Origin of the sequence: Nocardioides faecalis, assembly GCF_018388425.1 — a bacterium.
Classification (GTDB): Bacteria; Actinomycetota; Actinomycetes; order Propionibacteriales; family Nocardioidaceae; genus Nocardioides; species Nocardioides faecalis.
Genome location: NZ_CP074406.1, coordinates 3,648,832 through 3,672,240 on the forward strand (window position 1 = coordinate 3,648,832; position 23,409 = coordinate 3,672,240).

A 23,409-nucleotide genomic window follows, 5' to 3' on the forward strand; every position below is an offset into this window, starting at 1 on the left:
GCCGACCGGATCGGACGGTTCGGGCGGTTCGGGCGGTCCTGACGGCCAGGGCTGAACCGACGGGGTCGACGACGTGGGTGTGGTGGGCGGGGTGGGCGGGGTGGGCGGGGTGGTGGTCATCGGCCGTGCACTGGGGGCGGGCGCTGGGAGCGGACGCTGGGAGCGCCGCAACCACTGCCGACCGGCGCCACCACCAACAGGTCAGGTGCGCAGGTCAGGTGCGCAGGTCAGCGGCGCGGCAGGGAGGCGACGTAGGTGTCGCAGAGGTCCATCAGGTCGAGCGCGTAGCGGTACTCGCCCTCGAGGTCGCCGACCTCCTCGGCGTCGAGGTCGGCGACGTCGAGGCGCTCCTCCTCACCCTCACCGTCCAGGGCGTCCAGGCCGGTGACGGTGCCGTCGGCGAAGCCGCGCCCGGGCTGGAACAGCACCCGGTCGTCGAGGAAGGTGCCGGTGGGGGCGTGGAAGCGCAGGGCGACGGTGTGCTCGCCGGTGTTGAGCAGGTCCACGCCGAAGACCACGAACCGCTCCTTGGCGAGCGAGACGCCGAGCAGGTTCGCCACGGTCGGCAGGATGTCGAGCTGGCCGGCGACACCCTCGTGGCGGGCGCCGCCCTGGCCGGGGACCCGGATCAGCAGCGGGGTGTTGAACCGGTGCCAGGAGCGGTAGCCGGTCCGCCACGCCCGGACGTCGGCGGCGGCACCGTCGCGCAGGCCGCCTTGGTCGCCGTACACGACGAGGACGGTGTCGGACCACAGGCCGCTCTCCTTCAGCCCGCGGACCAGCGTGCCGAGGGCGCGGTCGGCGGCGCGCTGGGCCTGCAGGTACGCGCCGGCCTCGGTGCCCGCGAGCCGAGCGGGCAATCGGAGAAGGGTCCCTTCCGCGTCCCCGGCCGCGGCCGCCTCGGGGTCGGTGACGAGGTGGGCGTAGAACGGCTTGCCGGTCGCCGCGATCTCGGTGAGCCGCTGCAGGGTGTGCTCGTAGAACGCGGAGAGCCCGGCCGGACCCGGCGCTCGAGGCTGCTCGGGCGGCGTCACGGTGAACCCGAGGCCGGCGAGCAGGTCGTCGGCCGCGGGCGAGTGCTCCCGGCCCACGGCGAAGGTCTCCGCGACGTAGCCGCGCTCGCGCAGCAGCGCGGGCAGGCCGGGCAGGAGCCGGTCGCCGTACGCCGTCGGCGTGGCCACGTCGCCGGCCGGGCACAGCGAGGTGTTGGCGATGACCTGCGCGTCGATGCTGCCGCCCTTGCCGACCTGCTGGACGTGGCGCGGGAACGAGTGGCTGGACCCGACGAGGGCGTTGAGGTGCGGGGTGATCTCCTGCCCGTCGAGCCACTGGCCCACGACGAGCTGCTGCAGCGCCCCCATCTGCACCAGCAGCAGGTTCTTGCCCTCGGCGACGCCGAAGCCCGCCGCGTTCCCCGGGTCGGTGACCGAGACGTGGTCGCGCTCCTTGAGCTTGGCGACGCGGTCGTAGGCAGCGGCGAGGTCGAGGTCGTCGCGGGGCTTCAGGGCGCGTAGCAGCGCGTCGGCCTGGTAGCCCAGGACGCCGACCTGCTCGGCGCGGTACTGCTCGTTGCGGATGCCGGCGGCGCTCACCAGCGCCACGCCGATGACCACGACGCCGGCGATCGCCACCGCGCCCACCCCGCGCAGGCGGGCCCGGCCGACCCACGGCCGGGGCGGGGCCCAGCCGTCGCCGTGCATCCGCATCCCGATGAACGGGGCGGCCACGAGGTCGGCGTACAGGAGCAGCAGCCGTACGTCGAGCAGGGACCCCAGCGCCCCGCGCACCCCGTCGCCCCCGTCCGCCTCCCGCAGGGCGGTGAACGTGGGCAGGGTCTGGTAGCGATCGGCGTAGACGTAGACGGTGGTCAGCAGGACGCTGAGGACCACGTTCAGCGCCCACAGCGCAGGCGAGGTGGCGGCTCCGCGCGCGACCAGCGCGACCACGCCGACCAGCACCGCCACGCCCGCGAGATCGGCGAGGACCATCTGCGGCTCGGGGGTGCCGAAGACGAGCAGCCGGAGCAGCTCGACCTTGCCGAAGATCAACCCGAACAGCAGCGGCACCGGCTGCGGACGCCGCCGCGGACCTGCCTTGCCCCGCACCTGACCTCATCCACGCGCGCGCCAGTCGGGCACGGCGGCGCCGGCCCCACCCGAGGCAGCCATTGTGACCCCGGGCGGGGCGGCGACCGCGCTGTGGCGCGCGTGTCGCGTGTGACAGATGTGAAGCGGCGTCCGGCCCCCCGAGCCGGAAGCTCACGACTCGGGGGCCGGGAACTCACGACTCGGGGGCCGGGAACTCACGACTCGGCGGTCGGAAGGTCCCGATTCGGGGGCCGGGAACTCACGACTCGGCCTCAGCCGATGACGAGCACCAGGTCTCCGCCCTCGACGGCCTGCGGGCCGCCGATGGCGACCCGTCGGACGACGCCGGAGACGGGGGCGGTGATGGCGGCCTCCATCTTCATCGCCTCGATGGTGGCCACCGTGGCGCCGGCCTCGACCTCGTCACCCTCGGCCACGGTCACCGACACCACGCCCTGGAACGGGGCGGCGACGTGACCGGAGTTGCCGGCGTCGGCCTTCTCCGCGGCCGCGACCTCGGCGGAGACCGAGCGGTCGCGCACGCTGACGGGGCGCAGGTGGCCGTTGAGGGTGCACATCACGGTGCGGTAGCCGCGCTCGTCGGGCTCGCTGATCGCCTGCAGGCCGACGAGGAGCCGCTTGCCCTCGGACAGCTCGATGGCGTGCTCGGCACCGGGCTGCAAGCCGTAGAGGTACTCCGGGGTCGGGATCACCGACACGTCGCCGAACTGCGAGCGGGCCTCGGTGAAGTCCCGCGTCGGGCCGGGGAACAGCAGCCGGTTCAGCGTGGCGCGCCGCTCCTCGGCGTCCTCGCTGGTCAGCGCGGCCTCGTCGTCGGGCGCCAGCTCGGCGGAGGGCGCGGTCCACGGCCGGCCCTCGATCGCCTTGGAGCGGAACGGCTCGGGCCAGCCTCCCGGCGGGTCGCCGAGCTCGCCGTGCAGGAAGCCGATCACCGACGCCGGGATGTCGTACGACGACGGGTCCTCGGCGAACGCCTTCGGGTCCGCGCCCGCGGCGACCAGGGCCAGGGCGAGGTCGCCGATCACCTTCGACGACGGGGTGACCTTGGGGACGCGGCCGAGGATCTCGTTCGCGGCGGCGTACATGTCCTCGACGGCCTCGAACTTCTCGCCCAGGCCGAGCGCGATCGCCTGCTGGCGCAGGTTGGACAGCTGGCCGCCCGGGATCTCGTGGGTGTAGACGCGCCCGGTGGGTGCCGGCAGCCCGGACTCGAACGGCGCGTAGACGCGGCGCACGGCCTCCCAGTAGGGCTCCAGGCTGTTCACCGCGGCCAGGTCCAGACCGGTCTCGCGGGGGCCGTGGTCGGTGGCCGCGACCAGCGAGGACAGCGGCGGCTGCGAGGTGGTGCCGGCCATCGACGCGGCGGCCGCGTCGACCGCGTCCACCCCGGCCTCGATCGCCGCGGTGAGCGTGGCGAGCTGGCCGCCGGCGGTGTCGTGGGTGTGCAGGTGCACCGGCAGGTCGAACTCGGAGCGCAGCGCGGTGACCAGGGTGCGGGCGGCGGGCGCACGGAGCAGGCCGGCCATGTCCTTGATCGCCAGCACGTGGGCGCCGGCGTCGACGATCTGCTCGGCCAGGCGCAGGTAGTAGTCGAGCGTGTAGAGCTTCTCGCCCGGGTCCGACAGGTCGCCGGTGTAGCACAGCGCCACCTCGGCGACACCGGAGCCGGTGGCGCGGACCGCGTCGATCGCCGGGCGCATCTGGTCGACGTCGTTGAGGGCGTCGAAGATCCGGAAGACGTCGATGCCGGTGGCGGCGGCCTCGGCGACGAACGCGTCGGTCACCGAGGTCGGGTACGGCGTGTAGCCGACCGTGTTGCGCCCGCGCAGCAGCATCTGCAGGCAGATGTTCGGCACGGCCTCGCGCAGCCGCTCCAGCCGCTCCCACGGCTCCTCCTTGAGGAAGCGCAGCGCGACGTCGTACGTGGCCCCGCCCCAGGCCTCCAGCGACCACAGCTGCGGGGTGAGCCGGGCGACGTGGCCGGCGGCGCCGAGCAGGTCGAAGGTGCGCACCCGGGTGGCGAGCAGCGACTGGTGGGCGTCGCGGAAGGTGGTGTCGGTGACCGCGACCCGGTCCTGGGCGCGCAGCGCGGCGGCGAAGCCCTCGGGACCGAGCTCGAGCAGCTGCTGGCGCGAGCCGTCCGGGATGGGCTCGTTCCACCGCTCCGGCTCGATCCACGGCAGCTTCTCGGCCGGCGCGACGCTGACCGGCACCGTGCCGTGCGGCTGGTTGACGGTGACGTCGGCCAGGTAGGTCAGCAGCCGGGTGCCGCGGTCGCCCGAGGCACGGGCGATGAGCAGCTCGGGGTGGGTCTCGATGAAGCTGGTGGTGACCCGGCCGGCGGCGAAGTCGGCGTCCTCGAGCAGCTCGGCGAGGAACGGGATGTTCGTGGCCACGCCGCGGATGCGGAACTCGGCCACGGCGCGCCGCGCGCGTCGTACGGCGTCGTCGAAGGTGCGGCCCCGACAGGTCAGCTTGGCCAGCATCGAGTCGAAGTGCGGGCTGACCTCGGCGCCGGTGAAGGTGGTGCCGCCGTCGATGCGCACGCCCGCGCCGCCCGGGGAGCGGTAGGCGGTGATGGTGCCGGTGTCGGGACGGAAGCCGTTGGCAGGGTCCTCGGTGGTGATCCGGCACTGCAGGGCGGCGCCGCGCAGCTGCACGGTGTCCTGGGACAGGCCGAGGTCGGCCAGCGTCTCGCCGGCGGCGATGCGCATCTGCGACTGCACGAGGTCGACGTCGGTGACCTCCTCGGTCACCGTGTGCTCGACCTGGATGCGCGGGTTCATCTCGATGAAGACGTAGTTGCCCTCGGGGTCGAGCAGGAACTCCACGGTGCCGGCGTTCTTGTAGCCGATGGCGCGGGCGAAGCGGACGGCGTCGGCGCAGATCCGCTCCCGCAGCGCGGGGTCGAGGTTCGGGGCGGGCGCGATCTCGACGACCTTCTGGTGGCGCCGCTGCACGGAGCAGTCGCGCTCGAAGAGGTGGATCGTGCCCTCGGAGGTGCCGTCGGAGAGGATCTGCACCTCGATGTGCCGCGGTTCGACGACGGCCTGCTCGATGAAGACGGTGGGGTCGCCGAAGGCGGCCTCGCCCTCGCGCATGCAGGTCTCGACGGCCTCGCGCAGCTGGGCGCGGTCGTCGACGCGGCGCATGCCGCGGCCACCGCCGCCGGCGACGGCCTTGACGAACAGCGGCGCCGGGATGGCCTCGGCCGCGGCGACGAGCTCGTCGACGTCGGTGGACGGCGGCACGCTCTGCAGCGTCGGCACGCCGGCCTCCTTGGCGGCGGCGATCGCGCGGGCCTTGTTGCCGGTCAGCTCGAGGACCTCGGCCGGCGGGCCGATGAAGGTGATGCCGGCCGCGGCGCAGGCCTCGGCCAGCGCCGGGTTCTCCGAGAGGAACCCGTAGCCGGGGTAGACGGCGTCGGCGCCGCACTGCACGGCGGCGGCGATGACCGCCTCCGGGTCGAGGTAGCTGCGCACCGGGTGGCCGCGCTCACCGATCTCGTAGGCCTCGTCGGCCTTGAGCCGGTGCTCGGAGCCACGGTCCTCGTGCGGGAACACCGCGACGGTGGTGGCGCCCAGCTCGTGGGCGGCTCGGAAGGCGCGGACGGCGATCTCTCCGCGGTTGGCGACCAGGATCTTGGTGAACATGCGGCGCTGGCCTTTCGTTGTGCGAGGCGCTCGTCGGAGCAGGGCCCGGTCGGGCCTGAGCCGCCCGGGGCGAGCGTCGGCAGCGGTGGCCACCGACGCTCAGGGCGACTCGCGGGCGAGCGTAGCGGCGCCACCGAACCTCGGCGCACCGGCGTCCACGAAGGGGACCGGAGTGCGGACGCGCGCGGCGCCGACGACCCCGGAAACCGCTCTCCCGAGCCGCCCGTGAGCCGCCTCGTGAGCCGGTGAGATTAATAAGACTTTGCCGAAAAGGCTCCGGAACGGGTGGGCAACCTGCACCGGATGGACTCCGGCCGTGGCGGGAACCCCGCTCACCCGCCGGTCCTGCGGGCCCGGCAGCTGCAGATCAGAGGAGAACTCTCATGGCTCACACCACCGGCAGGCAGGGGGCGCTGCGCCGCCGTCTGCTGCCCGGCATCGCCGTCGCCGCGCTCGCCGCGGGCACGGTGTCGCTCGTCCCCGGCACGGCCGAGGCGTGGAACTCGGTGCCCACCAGTGGCGGCGACACCTGGGGCGTCCACGACGCCGCCAACCCGGGGATCGACACCGGTAGCGTCCGCAACACCGCCGGCAACGCCCTGCAGGGCTACGGCGGCATCCGGGTCGACGTCGAGGGCGGCACCAGCCGGCTCAACGGCATCCTGCTGCGTGGCTTCGGCCTGACCTACGACGGCCGGGAGACCTTCACGACCACCACCGGCGTGAACGTGGACGGCATCGTCGTACGCCGCGAGCTCGTCGTGCCCAAGGGCGAGAGCTACGGGCGATTCTTCGACACCTTCACCAACTCCACGAAGAAGCCGATCACCCTCCAGGTCGCCTTCGGCGGGCAGCTGGGCTACGACACCGGCGAGAACCAGAGCGAGCTCAGCACCACCGGCAACGGCGACGAGACGATCGACGCCGCCGACGGCTGGGCCTCGTGGCACACCCCGACCACCGCGGCCGGCAACCCCAGCCAGAACGGCCCGTCGGCCACCGTGTTCGGCACGCCGGGACGCGAGGAGGCGCTGGACCGGGTGGGCAACTTCCTGCTCGACCCCTTCACCAAGGACCTGCCCGCCACCGGCGACGCCGCCAACCACCCCGGCTTCGTCACCACGCTGACCGTGGAGCCCGGCGACACCGTCTCCCTGTTGCACTACGTCGTCACCGGGCTGCCCGAGGGCCGCGCGGTGCTGGGCGCGACCCGGCCGGCCGGCAGCGAGGTGACCCGCGTCGAGCAGCTCGCCGACTCCCTGGCCGCGCTGCCCGCCACCGACGGCCTGAGCACCGCCGAGCTGTGCTCGGTGGTCAACTTCGACTCCGGCGCGCTCGGCCTGGCCGGCGCGGAGTGCGACCAGGCGACGATGAAGGAGCTGGTGAACCTCGCCAAGGGCTCCACGCTGCCGAAGGCGCCCGCCACCACCTCGTCGTACGACGTCGTCGGCAAGACGATCACCCAGCTGGTCGCCGACATGCGCACCGGGAAGACCAGCTCCCAGCAGATCGTGCGCGCCTACCTCGACCGGATCGCGGCCTACGACCGCGGCCCGGCCGGGCTGAACTCGGTGATCACCGTCGCCCCCGACGCGATGAAGCAGGCCCGCGCCGCCGACGAGGCGCGCAAGAAGGGCGACAAGCGCCCGTTCCTGGGCATCCCGGTGCTGGCCAAGGACATCATCGACACCAAGGACATGCCGACCACCGGCGGCTCCAGCGCCTTCGACGGCTACCAGCCGAAGACCGACGCGTTCCAGGTCGACCTGATGCGCAAGGCCGGCGCGATCATCCTGGGCAAGGCCAACCTCGCCGAGTTCGCCAACGACGGTCACTTCAGCCCCAACGGGTTCGGTGCGGTGTGGAACGCCTTCGACCCGTCGCGCTCGCCGATCGGCTCCAGCGGCGGCACCGCCGTCGCGCTGGCCTCCGGCTTCGCCGCGGCCGCCTGGGGCACCCAGACCGGCGACTCGCTGTGGGGCCCGGCCGGTGCGGCCAGCCTCTACTCGCTGCGCGGCACCGACGGCATGCAGTCCAGCGGCGGCACCATGCCGCTGACCTTCATCCAGGACTACGTCGGCTGGATCTCGCAGTCGCTGGAGGACCTGGCGCTGCTGCTCGACGTCACCGCCGTGGACAACCCGGCCGACCCGATCGACGACGTCGCCAACGGCCACCGGCCGACCGACTGGTCGTCGTACCTGACGGCCGACGCGCTCGAGGGCAAGGTCATCGGCGTCCCCGAGCTCGCGCTCGTCGACCCGTTCGGCACCACCGAGGTCACCGACGCGCTGAAGGCGAAGCTCGCGGTGTTCGAGCAGGCGGGTGCCACCGTCAAGGTGATCCCCGAGTTCGACGACGTCCCCACGGAGTGGAAGACCGCCGACTTCGGCAACCGGGGCTACGAGGGCTGGCTGCAGTGGCTCGCCGAGCACCCGGACGCGCCGTACACCAAGCCGGAGGAGATCACCGGCAACGACAAGCGGGTGCCCTACCAGGTCGGCAGCACGGCGCCGGCCACCGGCATGACCGCGCAGGAGATCAAGAACTTCCAGGACTACCGTGCGAAGTACCGCGACAACGTGGCCACCTGGATGGACGACAACGGCGTCGACGCGGTGCTGTACGCCACCGAGCTCAGCGAGATCCACCTCAACGACTCGATCCAGCCCAGCTTCGGGCGCAAGGACCCGCAGTCGTCGGCGGCCGGTGTCCCGACCGTCATCTTCCCGGCGGGCACCACGGAGAACGGCAACCCGGTCGGTTTCCAGCTGCAGGGCAAGGAGTTCCAGGACGCCGAGCTGCTCGGCTTCGCCTACGCCTTCGACAAGATCGCCAAGGGTCGGGTGCTGCCGCTCGACGTCACCCCGCGCCTGGCGTACGACGCCGACGCGCTGCCGGACCCGATCGAGGACCTCGAGCCGGGCAAGCCCGGCAAGCCCACCCCGGCGACCAAGCGGCTGACCGTGTTGTCGAAGAAGGCGCCGGTGAAGGTCCGCAACGGCCGGGCGACGATCTCGCTCAGCGTCGGGTGCGCCAGCGCCAGCGCCGGCTGCACCGGGACCGTCAAGGTGAAGGTCCGGGGCAAGACCTACACCAAGAAGGTGACCGTCCGTGCCGGCGGTCAGGCGGTCGTGCGGATCAAGCTGAGCAAGTTCGCCTCCGCCAAGCTCCGCAAGGGCAAGAAGCAGGCCGTCAAGGTGACCTTCACCGGCAAGGCGGGCACCAAGAGCTCGACCAAGGCGGTCAAGGTCGTCGCGAAGCGCTGACCCCGCCACGACCCGACCGGCTGACCCGGCGCTGATCCCCTCCAGTGCCACCGCGGGCCCGCGCGCTGCATCCAGCAGCTCGCGGGCCCGTCGGCGTCAGCGGGGTCATGCCGTCACGGCGTCACGGCGTCAGCCCGCGAGGGTGCCGCCGAAGACCTGCCAGGCGAGCAGGCTCTTGGCGACGAGGCTCAGCACGATGTAGATCGTCTCGCCGAACAGGTAGTCGGCCCAGCGACCGCGCGCGCGGTACTGCAGCCACTGGTTGACGGCGAAGATGTTGAAGAACACGAACAGCGACACCACGATCGCGTAGACGAAGCCCGGTGGGCTGACGTCGGCGGGCGAGTCCGGCGCGATCGTGTAGATGACGACGGCGATCCACGGCACGGCGCCGGCGATGCAGCCGAAGCCGAACGGCAGCCAGCCTCCACCACCAGGCTCCTCGTACTTCTCCTGCAACCAGCCGAACAGGATCATCGAGGCGTTGACCCCGACGATCGCCAGCAGCGCGGTGACGTCGGCGATCCCGACGAGCTGGGCGATCACCACCATCATCAGCGAGGCCGAGACCGAGTACTCCACCCAGCGCGCCCGGTTGATCCCGCGCTCCAGGTCGCCGACGTAGCCCCGCCACCATCCGGTGATCACGGTGAGGTGTGCCAGCGCGGACAGCGCCAGGAACGCCGCCACCGCACCGCCGGTGGACAGGTCGAACAGCACCGTCGGCTCCTGCGGGTCGGTGCCCGGCGGCCCGGCCAGGTAGCTCGCGGTGACCGGCAGCGCGAAGTCGGTGGCCAGCACGACGACGGCAACGGCCTGCGCCGCGTGCAGCACGGCGGCGACGAGGTTGAACCGCCGCAGGAAGCGCTGCCGCGCCAGCGGCATCGGAGTCGTCGTCATGTCCCGACGCTAGCCGGGGTCGCGGACGGCGTGCCAGGACGTGAGCCGCCCGACTCAACGCTCCGCGACGCCGAGGGTCGTCGCGCCGAGCACCCGGGGCACGCCGTGCTGGTCGAAGGTCTCGACCTCCCGCAGCCTCAGCCCGGCCTCCGCGACCAGGTCGGCGATGTGGCGGGTGAGGTGGCAGCCGCCCGCGACCCGCTTCTGGACCGGCTCCAGCCGGCGCTGCCAGCGGGCCACCCGAGGCTCCGCGGAGAGCCCGTGCTCGACGAAGTGGAACGTGCCGCCCGGCCGCAGCACGCGGCGGACCTCCGCGAGCGCCGCCGCGGCGTCGGGGATGGTGCATAGCGTCCACGACGAGACGGCTGTGTCGAAGACGGCATCCGGCAGCGGAAGGGACTGCCCGTCGAGCCCGGCCCGCTCGATCGGCACCGCGCTGGCCCGCACCCGATGCCCGGCCAGCCGCCAGGCCAGGTCGGCCGGCTCCACCGCGGTCACGTGCCGCACCCGCGCCGGGTAGTGCGCCACGTTGAGACCCGAGCCGAAGCCGATCTCCAGCACCTCTCCCGCCAGACCCGCGCACACCCGCTGCCGCAGCGGGGAGGTCACCCCGATCCCGCACGCACGGTCGATCAGGCGCGGCAGCACGTGGTCGTCGTACAGGCCCATGGGGATCACCTCCGGTGCGGCGACGCTACCCCGCAGAGGCACCGGTCCGGAACGACGGAGCCCCGGGCCGGTGGACCGGCCCGGGGCTCCGGGTGCTGCGCGCCTGTAGGGATTCGAACCCCAAACCTTCTGATCCGTAGTCAGATGCTCTATCCGTTGAGCTACAGGCGCCCGCCGCCGTGGCGACCGGACGAGAATAGCCGAGGTCCGGCGCGGATGCCGAATCAGCACCCACACCGAGCGCCGAAGCGTTGTGGAACCATGACGCCATGTCCGGCTATCAGCCCGAGGACCGGGAGCTCTTCGAGCGTGAGGCCAGGGGTCTCTACGAGCAGGTCCTCGTCGAGGGCGCGCTGCCGGCGGACGACCCGCGGCTGGCCGGCGACGACGTCGTACGACGTGCCTTCGACCTGCTGGTCGAGCTGGGTCTGCTGCAGCTGGACGGCGACGGCGCCGCCTGGCGTCCGATCGAGCCGAGCAACGCGCAGTCGCGGGTGGTGACGCCGTTGGGCGCGGAGGGGGCTCGGCTGATCGCGGAGTCGGCGCGCTGGGCGGAGGCGTTCGCGGCGCTGAACCAGAGCTGGCGCCGCTCCCCGGCGGCGAGCGAGTCCGGTCCGTTCCTCTACCTGCACAAGGACGCGATCAACCCGTACCTGACCACGCTCGTCAGCGAGGCCAGCGAGGAGCTGCTCACGGCGCAGCCGCAGGCCACCCGCAGCGCCCGGACCGTGGCCCAGGCCGCGGCCCGCGACGTGGCGGCGCTGCAGCGCGGACTGTCGATGCGCACCCTGTACCAGCACAGCGCGCGGCGCCACCCGGCCACGCACCGCTACGTGGCGGAGGTGACCGAGCACGGCGCGGAGGTGCGCACCCTGGACGAGTTCTTCAACCGGCTCATCGTGGTCGACCGGCGGGTGGCGCTGATCCCGGCGGCCGACGACCTGTCCACCGCGGTGGTGGTCCGGGAGCCGGCGATGGTGGCCTACCTGGTCGACGTCTTCGAGCGCGCCTTCGCCCGGGCCCGGCCGTTCGCCTCCGGCGAGCAACGGGTGATGAAGGAGATCGCCTCCGAGCAACGCGCGATGACGATCCGGATGCTCATCGAGGGCCACGCCGACGCGGTCAGCGCCAAGCGGCTCGGGGTCAGCCCCCGCACCTACGCGGGCTACGTCGCCGAGCTCAAGGAGGAGTACGACGCCGAGACCCGGTTCCAGCTCGGCTACATCATGGGCAGCCGGGGCATCGCCGGCAAGGACGACGACGCGCGCTGACCGAGCCGGCGCCCCGGCGTGGGTCTCGGCGCGGGCTTCTGGGCGCGGTGGGCCGTCAGCGCAGGACGGCGACCCAGCCCCAGCCGGTGTCGGCCTCGGCGACACTCGGGACGGACGCCACGCCCACGGCGGCGATCAGGGTGACGGTGGCGACAACAGCGCCTCGCACGAACTTCGACATCGGTACTCCCCCTAGCCGGCCCTCGCGGACCACGTCATGCTCGGGGACCATCTTCGCGCACAGCGGCCGCTCAGGTAAACCACCGCGCCCCGCCGACGCGTTCCGAAAAACCGAGAACCTCCGGGTGAGCGAGCCCACCCGGAGGTTCGTGCACGGCGGAGGCGGAGGGATTTGAACCCTCGATGGGGTTGTAGCCCCAAACCCGCTTAGCAGGCGGGCGCCATAGACCAGACTAGGCGACGCCTCCTCCACCACCCGGGCGCGAACGACCGAGCAGCGCGGCAAGGCTACTAGCCCGGCGGCGGGCGTTCCCAATCGACCCGGCACCGACCGGCGTGTCGACCCCCGCAGCGCCGTACGACGCCCGCGTCGACCAGGCGGCGGACCTCAGCGCGAGGCGGCGCGCAGGTGCTCGCGGACGTCGCGGGCGAAGTCGTCCTTGTCGGCGGCGAGCACGGCGACGGGCACATTGGTGACCCGGCCGTCGCGCAACCGCAGCACGACGCACTCGATGCCGCGCGGCGTGGCGGCGACGGCGTCCTCGACCTCGCTCCAGCGGGCCTCTTTGACGCCGGCGGCGCGCACCAGCCGCACCCGGTAGCCGGCGGCGGTCAGCTGCACCACGGGGGTGCTGCGCAGCCACCACGCGAGCGCGATCAGGCCGAGCAGGCCCAGCCCGAGGACCAGCACCATCAGGTCGGCGTTGATGTCCAGCGCCGCGGTCAGCGCGGTCGCGCCGAGCAGCACGAAGGCCAGCAGCACGAGGTAGGACCCCACGAACCGTGCCGTCACCACCGGCGCCAACCGGTACTCCGAGACGGCCTTCGGCTCCACGCTGCTCATGGCCTCGATTGTCCAAGACCCGGGCTCCCCCTGCCAAAGCGGGAGCGGCCCGGCGGGTGTTCTAGGCTCGGGGCGTCCGCGGGCGCTGGCGTCCGCGGGCGAGGAGAGGTGCCGGAGTGGCCGATCGGAACCGCCTTGAAAGCGGTCGTAGGGAGACCTACCGCGGGTTCGAATCCCGCCCTCTCTGCTGAGGCGCAGCGGAGCAAGCCTCTGCTGAGAAGGCAGCGGCCGGGTGTGGCGCCTGCTGAGGCGCAGCGGAGCAAGCCTCTGCTGAGAGGGCAGCGGCCGGGTGTGGCGCCTGCTGAGACGCAGCGGAGGTTGTGCATGCCCGGGCTGCGGCGCACTCTGGAAGGACGTCCCCCGGGCTTCCGCACAGTCCGGACCGTTGTGCTCATGCGCCACTTCCCCTTGTCCACCACCCGTGTCGCAGGACGGCTCATCGCCGCCTTGCTGGCCGTCGGCGCCCTGCTTGGCCTCGGCGCTGCCGAAGCGGCGGCGGGCGACGCGGGTCCCGCGGCAGCTCCACCTGCTCCCACCTTCACGTTCACCCACGGCACCCACAACGTCCTGCACGGGTCCGCTCGTCTGACCGGGTTCGCGGACGTCATCGGCTGGCAGGAGCTCGACTCCAGGGCGGCTCAGCAGCGGCTCCGTGTGCTGATGGGGTACCGCTCCTACATCCCGATGGGCGGCGGGGGTGCGGTCTCGATCTCGTGGAAGGCCTCACGGTTCGAGCTCGTCGCGCAGGGATCCGTCCTGACCCACAAGGGCAGGCGCGGGGTCAGCCCGAACCGCTACGTCAATCACGTGATCCTGCAGGAGCGGGTGACGGGCAAGCGGGTCGCGTTCGTGAACACCCACTTCATCAACGGGGCCTGGGACGCCGGTCGGTTCCCGAACCAGTCCTGGCGGCAGAAGAAGTGGCGTCACCACTACCGCATCCTGAAGGACCAGGTCGCTGCTCTGCAGCGACTCGACGGCGGCCGGATGCCGGTGTTCGTGGGCGGCGACATGAACCGTCGGCACCGGGTGCGGCTGGGCACCGACATGCCCCCCGGCCTGCGGCGCGGGGAGATCTCCGTCGACCAGCTGCAGCACACGACCGATCGCGTCCAGCTGCTCGCCCACCGGGTCGGCGCTACCGAGGGCTCTGACCACGCCCAGCAGGTCGCGACCTACCGCGTCCTCTGAGCAGCGCTCCTCGGGTCAGTGCTCCTCGGGTCAGCGCGTGAGCGCGACCAGCACGTCGCCCTCCTGGACGACGTCGCCGACGGCGACCTTCACGGCGCTGACGGTGCCGGCAACCTCCGCGATGACGGGGATCTCCATCTTCATCGACTCCAGCAGCACGACGGTGTCACCGACCGCGACCTGGTCGCCCTCGGCGACCTCGATCCGCAGCACGTTGGCGACCATCTCCGCGACCAGCTCCGTCGTCGTCACCCATGCCATGGACGCGACGCTAGGCGTTACCGCCGGGTACGGGAAACCAGCGCCACACCCGCCCGCGGACCCCCGCACACCTGCCCAGGCGAGCGGTGGCGCCTCAGAGCAGCGGGTCGAAGCGGGGCGGCTCGGGGCGCACCGCGGCGGCCTGCTCGGCGTCCCGGCTGCGGCGTCCACGGTTGCCGGTCAGCGCCAGGTCGAGGCGGATGAGGCCCCAGCCGATGAGGATGCCGATGAGCAGGGAGTAGCCGATCGACAGTGCCGCCTCCAGCAGGCTGACCGCCGGGTTGGCCAGCGCCGTGGTGGCGGGCGAGGTGGCGGCGATCCCGAAGGCGCACACCCACCAGCCCTGGCGACGCCGGGCACGCATGTGGCAGCCGTAGACCAGGGCCGGCACGCCGAGCAGCGCGCTGATCGGGCGCGGGAAGGCCCCGATGGTGTCCCGGCTCCACGACACCCAGCTGCGCAGCTCGTCGACGAGTCCGCTGGAGCCGTAGCTGCGCAGCAGCTCGGCGTAGAGCAGGGTCGCCGCCAGCACCGCTCCGCCGATGGCGACCACGATCAGGCCGCGGCGTCCCAGCCCGTGCAGGCCCGCGCCGAGGCGGTAGACGAGCACGAGCCCGCTCAGGAACGCCAGGACGAAGCCGACGAACTCGAACCGGGAGGGGTTGATCGCCGGCTCGAAGCCGATGGTGGCCAGGGCGCCGACACCGGCGACGGCCATGGCGATGACCGCTTCGCGCACCGCCGACGGCACGCCCGCGGCGGGCACGGTGAGCATCACTGCGAGGACGGCGGCGATGCTGGAGGTGCCGATCGCGGCGCCGGTCAGCAGCAGGTCGGAGTCGCTGAGCACCACGCCGGTGCCGCAGGCGAGAGCGAGCAGCCCGAACACCACCGGCCGGCCGCCGGTGCGGGAGGCGAGCCCGGCGGCGAAGGCACCCGCGATGAGCACCGCACCGGTCTGCCCGAACCAGTCCGCGCCGACCGGCACCATCGCGCAGACCAGCGCGGCGGTGCCGAGCACGACGAGCGTGGCGCCGACGGCGAACGGAACCCGGGACAGGGCGAGCTCGCCGATCCGCTGCTCGATCGGCGTCCGGGTGGGGGCTCGACGGGCGCGGCGGGACACGGGAGGCGAGTCTAGGTCAGGCCTCTGCCCGGTCCGGCCCCCGGCGCAGCCGTCGGTTGGCCAGTGACGGGTTGACGCGGCGTGCCTCGTCCAGCACCTGCGGGTCGAGCTCGGCGCGCAACACCTCGGGCAGCTCGGTGGATCCCTCCCCCGCCTCGGCGAGCACCTCGCCGAACGGGTCGACCACCATCGAGTGCCCGGCGTAGCGGGGTCCGGGCTGGCCGACCGCGGCGACGAACACGGTGTTCTCGATGGCGCGGGCGAGCAGCAGGGTGCGCCAGTGGTGCACCTTGCGCGGCCCGGCCACCCAGGCCGCCGGCACGACCAGCACCTGTGCCCCCTCGTCGACCAGCGCGCGGGCGAGCTCGGGGAAGCGCAGGTCGTAACAGGTCATCAACCCGACCCGCCATCCTTCGACGTCCACCACGGTCGGTGTGATCGGGCCTGCGGTGAGCCGGTCGGACTCCCGGTAGCCGAAGGAGTCGTAGAGGTGCACCTTGCGGTACGACGCCTCGGCACCGCCGCGCACCAGCAGCGTGTTGTAGGGCCGCTGCGGGTCCGGGCCGCTCTCGAACATGCCGGCCACCACGGTCGTGCCGTGCGCGGCGGCAGCCTCGGCCACCGCGGTGCCGAACAGGCCGTCCACCGGCTCGGCGAACCCGCTGACGTCCGAGCCCGCCTCCCCGAAGTCGCGGGCGAACGCCTCCGGCAGGACCAGCAGGTCGCTGCCGGGGCCGTGCTCGGCGACCAGGCTGCTCAGGGTCGCCCGGTTGGCGTCGGGGTCCAGGCCCGCGGCGGTCTGGACCAGCGCGACGCGCAGCGGAGCAGGGGGCGGGCTGGAGCTCGGCGTGGGACTCGGCGTGGGGGCGGTCACGGTGCCAGCCTAGGAGGCCGCCTGGGAGACTGCGGTCGTGATCGAACCCGGCCTGCTCCCCTTCGCCGCGATCATCCTCGCGGGCGGCCGCGGCGCCCGGCTGGGCGGCGCCGACAAGGCCAGCATCGAGCTCGCCGGGCGCACCCTGCTCGACCGTGCCCTCGACGCGGTGATGGACGCCTCCGAGGTGGTCGTGGTGGGCCACCAGGTGCCGACGGAGCGGCCGGTCACGTTCGTGCTGGAGGACCCCCGCCACGGCGGCCCCGCCGCGGGGCTGCTGACCGGGCGCGACGCGCTGCTGCGCACGTTCCCCACCCTGGCGGTGCTGGCCGTCGACATGCCGCACCTGACGCCCGCCACCCTGCGCCGCCTGCACGAGGCCGCCGTCGGCCACCAGGGCGCCGTGCTCGTCGACGCCGAGGGTCGCCGCCACCTGGCCTACGTGCTGCACACCCAGCACCTGGACGCCGTGCGGCCCGGGCGGGAGGAGCAGCACAACATGTCGATGCGTGCGCTGCTCGCCGACCTCGACCTGGCCGAGGTGGCGCAGGTGGGCCGGGAGAGTGAGGACATCGACACCTGGACCGACCTGCGCGACGCCCACGAGGACCCGCAGCAGCACTGACCCAGCACCGGCCCACGGCACCGATCCGGGCGGGCCAGGGACCTTGTCAGGTCGGCGTGCGAGGACCACCCTGGAGGGGTGAACCTCCACGACTGGATCGATGAGTTGTGCGACGTCCTCGACATCGAGGCGGAGGCGGACGAAGGGCTGCTGATGGACCTCGCCGCGATCGCCCGGGAGTCGGTGCACCCGGCCGCCGGCGTGGTCACCGCCTACCTGCTCGGCTGGGCCGCCGGCGAGCAGGAGGCCGACCCCGAGCAGGTGGAGCGGCTCGCCGCGAAGGCCCAGGGCCTCGCCGAGGCGTGGGACCGCCCCGCCGGCACCCGGGAGGACCCCGACGACGTCGCCGTGGACCTCGACGAGCTCGCCACTGCCGAGTACGGCGACGAGGACTCGCTCGTCTGAGCCCCCAGCCGAGGCGGCGACGCAGGGATGAGGCAGCGCCGCCGGGACTGGGCCTGCGCTGACAGACTGACGCCATGCGCGCCGTCACCCAGTCCAGCCCCGGTGGTCCCGAGACCCTCTCCCTGACCGAGCTGCCCGACCCCGCCCCGGGCCCGGGCGAGGTGCTGGTCGAGGTCGCCGCGACCGCGGTCAACCGTGCCGACCTGTTGCAGCGCCAGGGCAACTACCCGCCGCCGCCGGGCGCCTCCGACGTCATCGGCCTGGAGTGCAGCGGCACGATCGCGGCGCTCGGCGAGGGCGTCGCCGACTGGTCCGTGGGCGACGAGGTGTGTGCGCTGCTGGCCGGCGGCGGCTACGCCAGCCACGTCGTCGTACCCGTCGGACAGGTGATGGGCGTGCCCGAGGGCATCGACCTGGTCACCGCCGCCGCGCTGCCGGAGGTGGCGTGCACGGTGTGGTCCAACGTGTTCATGGTCGCCGGCCTGCGCCCGGGTGAGAACTTCCTCGTCCACGGCGGCGGTGGCGGCATCGGCACCTTCGCGATCCAGCTCGCCCACGCCGTCGGCGCGCGGGTGTTCACCACCGCCGGCAGCCCCGAGAAGCTCCAGCGCTGCCGCGAGCTGGGGGCCGACGTCGCGATCAACTACCGCGACGAGGACTTCGTCGAGGTCGTCCGCGAGGCCACCGGCGGTCACGGCGCCGACGTGGTGCTCGACAACATGGGCGCCAAGTACCTGCCGCGCAACGTCGACGTGCTCGCCGACGAGGGCCGTCTGGTCATCATCGGCATGCAGGGCGGGGTCAAGGGCGAGCTGAACATCGCCAAGCTGCTCAGCAAGCGGGGCGCCGTCATCGCCACCGCCCTGCGCTCCCGGCCCGTCGACAACAAGGCCCGGATCTGCGCCTCGGTCGTGGAGAACGTGTGGCCGCTGGTCGCCGACGGCACCGTCAAGCCCGTCGTCTCCGAGGTGCTCTCCTTGGCCGACGTCGCGCGGGCGCACCGCCTCGTCGAGGACGGCGACAGCATCGGCAAGGTGCTGATGACGCCCTGAGGCGGGGCGACCGGGCCGCCAGGCGGGGGGCCGCCGGCGGCAGCGGGCGGGTCGGCGTGGCACGGAGGGATAGGTTGGGGCCATGACCGACAACGAGGAGAAGATCGTGGTGGTCGGGCCGGACGGGCAGCCGATCGGCACCCTCCCGGCGTCCGCCGTCGAGCAGCACGACGGCGAGGCGGGCGAGAACAGTGAGGCCGAGGGCGAGCGCGCGCTCACCGAGCTGGTCGAGCAGCCCGCGAAGGTGATGCGGATCGGCTCGATGATCCGCCAGCTGCTCGACGAGGTGAAGGCCGCGCCGCTGGACGAGGCCAGCCGGCACCGGCTCGCCGCCATCCACCGCTCCTCCGTCGCCGAGCTCGAGCAGGGCCTGGCCCCGGAGCTCGTCGAGGAGCTGGAGCGGCTCTCCCTGCCCTTCTCCGAGGACGTCACCCCGACCGAGGCCGAGCTGCGCATCGCGCAGGCCCAGCTCGTCGGGTGGCTCGAAGGGCTCTTCCACGGCATCCAGACCGCGATCTACGCCCAGCAGATGGCCGCCCGGGCCCAGTTCGAGCAGATCCGCCGCTCGCTGCCGCCGGGCGTGACGTTGGGCGCCGCCGTCGCGCCGGGCCAGGGCGTCCCCGGTGCGGCCGCAGCGCAGGCCGACGCCGGCGAGGAGCCCCGCACCGGCGGGATGTACCTGTAGGTCCGACGCAGGGTGGTCTTCCTCTGCGCGCCGTACGGGGGAGAGCGGGCGGCGGCCGCCTGGCTCAGCGGCGGCTCATGCGGGTGACCAGCACCCAGCCCAGCAGGCCGATCAGGCAGATCGCGGCACCCGGCGCGACCAGCCGACCGAGCTCGGGGGCGTCCGAGGCGCCGTCGGGCACCCGCAGCTCGACGTCCGCCGAGGTCGGCGCCAGCGCCTCGCGCAGCGCGGCCAGGCTGGCGGCGTCCAGGTCGTTGGCCGGCGCGTAGCCGGTGCAGTCGTCGGCCTCGAGCACCGAGCCGCTGCCGGTGCGGGTCAGGAACACGTACGACTGACCCAGGCGCAGCTGCACGTCCTCGGCCCGCGCGGCCGCGTCGTGGGGCAGGAAGACGATGTCGACCTCCTGGCCGGCGACCAGGCCCTCGCCCGCGAGCACCTGCAGCACCTGCACCCGGTGCTCCGCCGGCCCCGCGCCCGGGGTCGTGGGCTGCACCGAGCCGCTCGACGGCTGTCCTGAGGGCTGTCCCGACGGCTGGGCTGAGGACTGGCCGGTCGGCTGGGCGGATGGCTGGCCGCTGGACACCGCCTGGACGACGCCCACGAACACGTCGTCGGCGTCCTTGGCCAGCGCCGCCATCGCGGCGGTGTCGCGTACGTCGACGTTGCCGCAGCCGTCCACCAGCGACTGCACCGGCGTCGCCCGCGTCGCGGACGCGGGGTGAGCGGCCGGGACGGTGCCGGCTGCTGCGGCGACGGCGGGCGGGGCGAGCATCGGTCCAGCGAGCAGCGCGCCGGCGAGCAGCGGCACCGGCAGGACGCGGGCCAGGGCTGCGGACGGGGACCTCACGCGTCCATCCCAGCAGATCCGGGTGCCGGGAACCAGCGGGACAGCTCCACGGCCAGCCCGTCCTCGTCCACCGACGGGGCCACCGCGTCGGCGACCGCCTTGACCTCGTCCACGGCTTGGCCCATGGCGACACCGCGGCCGGCCCACTGCAGCATCTCGATGTCGTTGCGGCCGTCACCGACCGCGAGCACCTCCGCGGGGTCGACGCCGAGCTGCCCGGCGACGTACTCCAGGCCGGAGGCCTTGGACACGCCCACCGGAGCCAGGTCGAGCCAGGCGGTCCAGCCGACGATGTAGTCGGTGCCGTGCAGCCCCAGCCGGCTCGCGAGCGCGACGAAGTCGTCGGCGGTGGCGCTGGGGTCACGGATGATCACGCGGCTCACGGGCTCGGCGACCATGTCCTCGACCCGGGTCACGGTCATCCGCCCGCCGAGCTCGCCCTCGGGGAACGGCGCCGAGACCAGGTAGCCGACACCGCGCTCCTCGACCGCGACCAGCGCCTCGGGGCGCTGCTCGAGCACCGCGGCCACCGCGGGCCGGGCGTCGAAGGTGACCTCGTGCACCACCTCGACCGGCGGGTAGCGCAGCACCACCGCGCCGTTGGACGCCACGATCCACACCCGGTCGCCGTGGCCGTGCAGGTCGAGCAGGTCTGCCACCACGGTCATGTTGTGCGGCGCCCGGCCGGAGGCGAGCACGACGTGCGCGCCGGAGTCGAGCACCCGCTGCACGGCGTCGTACACGGCGGGGGTGACCTGCTCGTGGCTCATCCCCAGGCCCTCGACCCACCGCAGCAGGGTGCCGTCGATGTCGAGCGCGATCAGCTTCGGCGGCCGCTGCATCTCAGCCACCGGCGACGGGGCTCAGGACCTCGAGACCGCCCAGGTAGGGACGCAGGGCGGCGGGCACGCGGACCGAGCCGTCGGGGAGCTGGTGGGTCTCCAGCACCGCCACGATCGCCCGGGTGATCGCGGTCAGGGTGCCGTTGAGGGTGGCGACCGGGCCGGTGCCGTCGCCGTACCGGGCCCGGGTGTCCAGGCGCCGGGTCTGGAAGTCGGTGCAGTTCGAGGTCGAGGTGAGCTCGCGGTACTTGCCCTGGGTGGGGATCCAGGCCTCGCAGTCGAACTTGCGGATCGCGCTCGAGCCGAGGTCGCCGGCGGCGATGTCGACGACGCGGTAGGCCAGCTCGAGCTTGTCCAGGAACTCCTTCTCCCAGCCCAGCAACCGCTCATGCTCGGCCTCGGCGTCGGCCGGGTCGGCGTAGATGAACATCTCGACCTTGTCGAACCAGTGCACCCGGATGATGCCCTTGGTGTCCTTGCCGTGCGAGCCGGCCTCCTTGCGGAAGCAGGGGCTGAACGCGGCGTAGCGCAGCGGCAGCGCGGCACCGTCGAGGATCTCCTCGGAGTGGTACGCCGCCATGGCGACCTCGGAGGTGCCGACCAGGTACATCTCCTCGCCGGCGATCCGGTAGACGTCCTCGCCGCCGCCCTGGTCCAGGTAGCCGGTGCCCTCCATCGCGCTGCGTCGTACCAGCGAGGGGGCGATGACCTGGGTGAACCCGGCGGCCCGCGCCTGGTCCATCGCCATGTTGACCAGCGCCAGCTCCAGCTGCGCGCCGACGCCGGTGAGGAAGTAGAACCGGCTGCCGCTGACCTTGGCGCCGCGCTCCAGGTCGATGGCGCCGAGGATCCGGCCGAGCTCGATGTGGTCGCGGGGCTCGAAGCCCTCGGCGGCGAAGTCGCGCGGCGTGCCGATCTCCTCCAGGACCACGAAGTCGTCCTCGCCACCGGGCGGGGTCTGCTCGGCGACCACGTTCGGGATCGCCTTGAGCGCCTCGATCCACCGCTCCTCGGCCGCGGCCTGCGCCGCCTCGAGCTCCTTGACCACCGCGGCCAGCTCCTTGACCTGCGCGAGCAGCGCCTGCTTCTCCTCGCCCTTCGCGGCGGCGACCTGCTTGCCGAACGCCTTCTGCGCGGCCCGCTTCTCCTCGAACGCCGCGATCGCGGCGCGGCGCTCGGTGTCCGCGGCCAGCGCGGCGTCGACCACCTCCACAGAGGCCCCGCGCTTGGTCTGGGAGGCACGGACGCGGTCAGGCTCGTCACGGAGGATGCGCGGGTCGATCATGACGCTCAGGCTATCCGGCCCCTCGAGTCGTGAGTTCCGGTGTGCCGACTCGTGAGTTCCCGTCCCCCGAGTCGTGAGGTTCCGTCCCCCGAGTCGTGAGGTTCCGTCCGCCGAGTCCGGACTTTCCGTGCGTACGACGGAAAGGTCCGGACTCGCCGTACCGAAACTCCCAAGTCGAGGGACGGGAACTCACACCTCGAGGGACGGGAACTCACACCTCGGGGAGCGGGAACTCACGACTCGAGGGACGGGAACTCACGACTCGGCGGGGTCAGAAGAGCGCGACCGGCTCCGGCGGCGGGAAGAGCGCATCGAGCTCGGCGAGGTCCTCAGGCGTGGGCGTCCAGGACGCGGAGGCGGCGTTCGCACGAACCTGCTCGGGCGTGGTGGCGCCGGCGATCACCGAGGCGACCGGGCGCTGGGCGAGCAGCCAGCCGAAGGCGACCTCGACCTCCTTCAGCCCGCGGGCGCGGGCGAAGGCGTAGAAGCCCTGCATCTGCTCGCCGGCCGCCACCTCCACCAGGTGCTGGCGGGTGCGGGTCAGCCGGGAGCCCTCAGGCGCCTTGCCGCCGGCGTACTTGCCGGTGAGCAGGCCGTTGGCCAGCGGGAAGTACGGCAGCACGCCGAGGCCGAGCTCGCGGCTGGCGGGCAGCACCTCCCACTCGGCGCGGCGGTCGAGCAGGTTGTAGTGGTTCTGCGCGGAGATGAACCGGTGGGTGCCGAGCTCGCGGGCGACGTACTCGGCCTGCGCGATCTGCCAGCCGGAGCGGTTGGAGTGCCCGAGGTAGCGGACCTTGCCCTCGCGGACCAGGTCGTCGAGCGCCGAGAGCGTCTCGTCGATCGGGGTCAGCGGGTCGGGGGTGTGGAACTGGTAGAGGTCGATCCAGTCCGTGCCGAGGCGGCGCAGCGAGGCCTCCACCGAGGTGCGGATGTAGCCGCGCGAGCCGCGGGCGCCGAAGTCCGGGCCGTTGGCGCCCCTCATGTCCATGCCGAACTTCGTGGCCACGACCACCTGGTCGCGGCGCGAGCCGAGCGCCTTGCCGAGCCGCTCCTCGCTCAGGCCGGGGGTGGCGCCGTACATGTCGGCGACGTCGAACAGGGTGATCCCGGCGTCGATGGCGGCGCCGACGAGGGCGTCGGTGCCGGCCTGGGACTCCGAGGCGGTGCCCGGGCGCCCCAGGTTGTTGCAGCCGAGACCGATGGTGGACACGACGAGGCCGGAGCGGCCGAGCCTGGCGGTGGTCGGAGTGGTCATCGCCCGACCGTAGCGAGTGCTCACCAGCACCGCTGCGCGGACCGGGGCGCAACGGTGCCGGTGCCAT

General features: G+C 73.1%; 20 protein-coding genes and 3 tRNA genes. 8 read left to right on the forward strand and 15 right to left on the reverse strand.

The features are described from left to right. Positions 1-227: 227 nt before the first annotated feature. The gene (locus KG111_RS17115; RefSeq protein WP_205289951.1) at positions 228-2,105 is read right to left on the reverse strand and encodes an LTA synthase family protein; all 1,878 of its coding nucleotides are present in this window, start codon (positions 2,103-2,105) and stop codon (positions 228-230) included. A 254-nt stretch (positions 2,106-2,359) separates the two neighbouring features. Continuing rightward, on the reverse strand, positions 2,360-5,761 hold the full coding sequence (locus tag KG111_RS17120) for a pyruvate carboxylase (RefSeq protein ID WP_205289952.1): 3,402 nt from the start codon (positions 5,759-5,761) through the stop codon (positions 2,360-2,362). Positions 5,762-6,144: 383 nt separating this feature from the next. Here KG111_RS17120 and KG111_RS17125 point away from each other — a divergent pair, with 383 nt between their 5' ends. Further along, a complete protein-coding gene (locus tag KG111_RS17125) occupies positions 6,145-9,030 on the forward strand; it encodes an amidase (protein ID WP_205289953.1) in 2,886 nt (961 codons plus the stop codon). 129 nt (positions 9,031-9,159) lie between these two features. Here the strand turns inward: KG111_RS17125 and heR are convergent, their stop codons facing one another. From heR to KG111_RS17140, 3 genes are all read right to left on the reverse strand, one after another. Continuing rightward, a complete protein-coding gene (gene heR, locus KG111_RS17130; RefSeq protein ID WP_205289954.1) occupies positions 9,160-9,930 on the reverse strand; it encodes a heliorhodopsin HeR in 771 nt (256 codons plus the stop codon). 54 nt (positions 9,931-9,984) lie between these two features. Continuing rightward, positions 9,985-10,599 (reverse strand): class I SAM-dependent methyltransferase, encoded by a 615-nt coding sequence (locus KG111_RS17135; protein ID WP_205289955.1) that lies wholly within the window; start codon positions 10,597-10,599, stop codon positions 9,985-9,987. A gap of 98 nt (positions 10,600-10,697) precedes the next feature. Next, positions 10,698-10,770 (reverse strand) — tRNA-Arg (locus KG111_RS17140). Positions 10,771-10,868: 98 nt separating this feature from the next. Here KG111_RS17140 and KG111_RS17145 point away from each other — a divergent pair. Beyond that, positions 10,869-11,870 carry a phospholipase D-like domain-containing protein gene (locus tag KG111_RS17145; protein ID WP_205289956.1) on the forward strand — a complete coding sequence of 334 codons (1,002 nt, stop codon included), beginning with the start codon at positions 10,869-10,871 and terminating at the stop codon, positions 11,868-11,870. A gap of 55 nt (positions 11,871-11,925) precedes the next feature. Here KG111_RS17145 and KG111_RS18510 read toward each other — a convergent pair whose 3' ends face one another. The 3 genes from KG111_RS18510 to KG111_RS17155 form a co-directional block, all read right to left on the reverse strand. Next, positions 11,926-12,051, reverse strand: a complete 126-nt coding sequence (locus KG111_RS18510; protein ID WP_275890003.1) for a hypothetical protein — start codon at positions 12,049-12,051, stop codon at positions 11,926-11,928. Positions 12,052-12,207: 156 nt separating this feature from the next. After that, a tRNA-Ser gene (locus KG111_RS17150) sits at positions 12,208-12,298 on the reverse strand. A 140-nt stretch (positions 12,299-12,438) separates the two neighbouring features. Then, entirely contained in the window at positions 12,439-12,894 is a 456-nt protein-coding gene (locus KG111_RS17155; protein WP_205289957.1) for a hypothetical protein, read from the reverse strand. 102 nt (positions 12,895-12,996) lie between these two features. Here KG111_RS17155 and KG111_RS17160 point away from each other — a divergent pair. After that, positions 12,997-13,081, forward strand: a tRNA-Ser gene (locus KG111_RS17160). Between the two features lie 206 nt (positions 13,082-13,287). Further along, entirely contained in the window at positions 13,288-14,085 is a 798-nt protein-coding gene (locus tag KG111_RS17165; RefSeq protein WP_205289958.1) for an endonuclease/exonuclease/phosphatase family protein, read from the forward strand. A 30-nt stretch (positions 14,086-14,115) separates the two neighbouring features. On the opposite strand, the gene KG111_RS17170 is transcribed toward KG111_RS17165, so the two are convergent. The 3 genes from KG111_RS17170 to KG111_RS17180 all read right to left on the reverse strand — a co-directional run bounded on the left by KG111_RS17170 (position 14,116) and on the right by KG111_RS17180 (position 16,346). After that, positions 14,116-14,346, reverse strand: coding sequence for a biotin/lipoyl-binding carrier protein (locus KG111_RS17170; protein WP_205289959.1), 231 nt, complete (start codon positions 14,344-14,346; stop codon positions 14,116-14,118). 94 nt (positions 14,347-14,440) lie between these two features. Beyond that, entirely contained in the window at positions 14,441-15,472 is a 1,032-nt protein-coding gene (locus KG111_RS17175; RefSeq protein WP_205289960.1) for a hypothetical protein, read from the reverse strand. 16 nt (positions 15,473-15,488) lie between these two features. Then, positions 15,489-16,346, reverse strand: coding sequence for a carbon-nitrogen hydrolase family protein (locus KG111_RS17180; protein WP_249666199.1), 858 nt, complete (start codon positions 16,344-16,346; stop codon positions 15,489-15,491). Between the two features lie 37 nt (positions 16,347-16,383). Here KG111_RS17180 and mobA point away from each other — a divergent pair, with 37 nt between their 5' ends. From mobA to KG111_RS17200, 4 genes are all read left to right on the forward strand, one after another. After that, positions 16,384-16,971 carry a molybdenum cofactor guanylyltransferase gene (gene mobA, locus KG111_RS17185; protein WP_205289961.1) on the forward strand — a complete coding sequence of 196 codons (588 nt, stop codon included), beginning with the start codon at positions 16,384-16,386 and terminating at the stop codon, positions 16,969-16,971. A gap of 78 nt (positions 16,972-17,049) precedes the next feature. Next, on the forward strand, positions 17,050-17,376 hold the full coding sequence (locus KG111_RS17190) for a DUF6457 domain-containing protein (protein ID WP_205289962.1): 327 nt from the start codon (positions 17,050-17,052) through the stop codon (positions 17,374-17,376). Positions 17,377-17,450: 74 nt separating this feature from the next. Continuing rightward, a complete protein-coding gene (locus KG111_RS17195; RefSeq protein WP_205289963.1) occupies positions 17,451-18,428 on the forward strand; it encodes an NAD(P)H-quinone oxidoreductase in 978 nt (325 codons plus the stop codon). A gap of 82 nt (positions 18,429-18,510) precedes the next feature. Next, positions 18,511-19,113, forward strand: coding sequence for a bacterial proteasome activator family protein (locus tag KG111_RS17200; RefSeq protein WP_205289964.1), 603 nt, complete (start codon positions 18,511-18,513; stop codon positions 19,111-19,113). 64 nt (positions 19,114-19,177) lie between these two features. On the opposite strand, the gene KG111_RS17205 is transcribed toward KG111_RS17200, so the two are convergent. From KG111_RS17205 to KG111_RS17220, 4 genes are all read right to left on the reverse strand, one after another. Then, the gene (locus KG111_RS17205) at positions 19,178-19,960 is read right to left on the reverse strand and encodes a PT domain-containing protein (protein WP_205289965.1); all 783 of its coding nucleotides are present in this window, start codon (positions 19,958-19,960) and stop codon (positions 19,178-19,180) included. Further along, positions 19,957-20,802 carry an HAD family hydrolase gene (locus KG111_RS17210; protein WP_205290060.1) on the reverse strand — a complete coding sequence of 282 codons (846 nt, stop codon included), beginning with the start codon at positions 20,800-20,802 and terminating at the stop codon, positions 19,957-19,959. The genes KG111_RS17205 and KG111_RS17210 overlap by 4 nt, the downstream gene beginning before the upstream one ends. Before the next feature lies 1 nt (position 20,803). Further along, the gene (serS, locus tag KG111_RS17215) at positions 20,804-22,087 is read right to left on the reverse strand and encodes a serine--tRNA ligase (RefSeq protein WP_205289966.1); all 1,284 of its coding nucleotides are present in this window, start codon (positions 22,085-22,087) and stop codon (positions 20,804-20,806) included. A gap of 271 nt (positions 22,088-22,358) precedes the next feature. Continuing rightward, positions 22,359-23,342, reverse strand: coding sequence for an aldo/keto reductase (locus tag KG111_RS17220; protein ID WP_205289967.1), 984 nt, complete (start codon positions 23,340-23,342; stop codon positions 22,359-22,361). Positions 23,343-23,409 lie beyond the last annotated feature (67 nt).

Bases quoted from the DNA above. Each gene is read 5' to 3' on its own strand.
- KG111_RS17210 (WP_205290060.1), bottom strand. From the start codon at position 20,802: ATGCAGCGGCCGCCGAAGCTGATCGCGCTCGACATCGACGGCACCCTG.
- KG111_RS17125 (WP_205289953.1), top strand. From the start codon at position 6,145: ATGGCTCACACCACCGGCAGGCAGGGGGCGCTGCGCCGCCGTCTGCTG.
- KG111_RS17195 (WP_205289963.1), top strand. From the start codon at position 17,451: ATGCGCGCCGTCACCCAGTCCAGCCCCGGTGGTCCCGAGACCCTCTCC.
- KG111_RS17170 (WP_205289959.1), bottom strand. From the start codon at position 14,346: ATGGCATGGGTGACGACGACGGAGCTGGTCGCGGAGATGGTCGCCAAC.
- KG111_RS17165 (WP_205289958.1), top strand. From the start codon at position 13,288: ATGCGCCACTTCCCCTTGTCCACCACCCGTGTCGCAGGACGGCTCATC.
- KG111_RS17200 (WP_205289964.1), top strand. From the start codon at position 18,511: ATGACCGACAACGAGGAGAAGATCGTGGTGGTCGGGCCGGACGGGCAG.
- heR (WP_205289954.1), bottom strand. From the start codon at position 9,930: ATGACGACGACTCCGATGCCGCTGGCGCGGCAGCGCTTCCTGCGGCGG.
- KG111_RS17120 (WP_205289952.1), bottom strand. From the start codon at position 5,761: ATGTTCACCAAGATCCTGGTCGCCAACCGCGGAGAGATCGCCGTCCGC.
- KG111_RS17135 (WP_205289955.1), bottom strand. From the start codon at position 10,599: ATGGGCCTGTACGACGACCACGTGCTGCCGCGCCTGATCGACCGTGCG.
- KG111_RS17155 (WP_205289957.1), bottom strand. From the start codon at position 12,894: ATGAGCAGCGTGGAGCCGAAGGCCGTCTCGGAGTACCGGTTGGCGCCG.
- KG111_RS18510 (WP_275890003.1), bottom strand. From the start codon at position 12,051: ATGTCGAAGTTCGTGCGAGGCGCTGTTGTCGCCACCGTCACCCTGATC.
- KG111_RS17145 (WP_205289956.1), top strand. From the start codon at position 10,869: ATGTCCGGCTATCAGCCCGAGGACCGGGAGCTCTTCGAGCGTGAGGCC.
- KG111_RS17220 (WP_205289967.1), bottom strand. From the start codon at position 23,342: ATGACCACTCCGACCACCGCCAGGCTCGGCCGCTCCGGCCTCGTCGTG.
- serS (WP_205289966.1), bottom strand. From the start codon at position 22,087: ATGATCGACCCGCGCATCCTCCGTGACGAGCCTGACCGCGTCCGTGCC.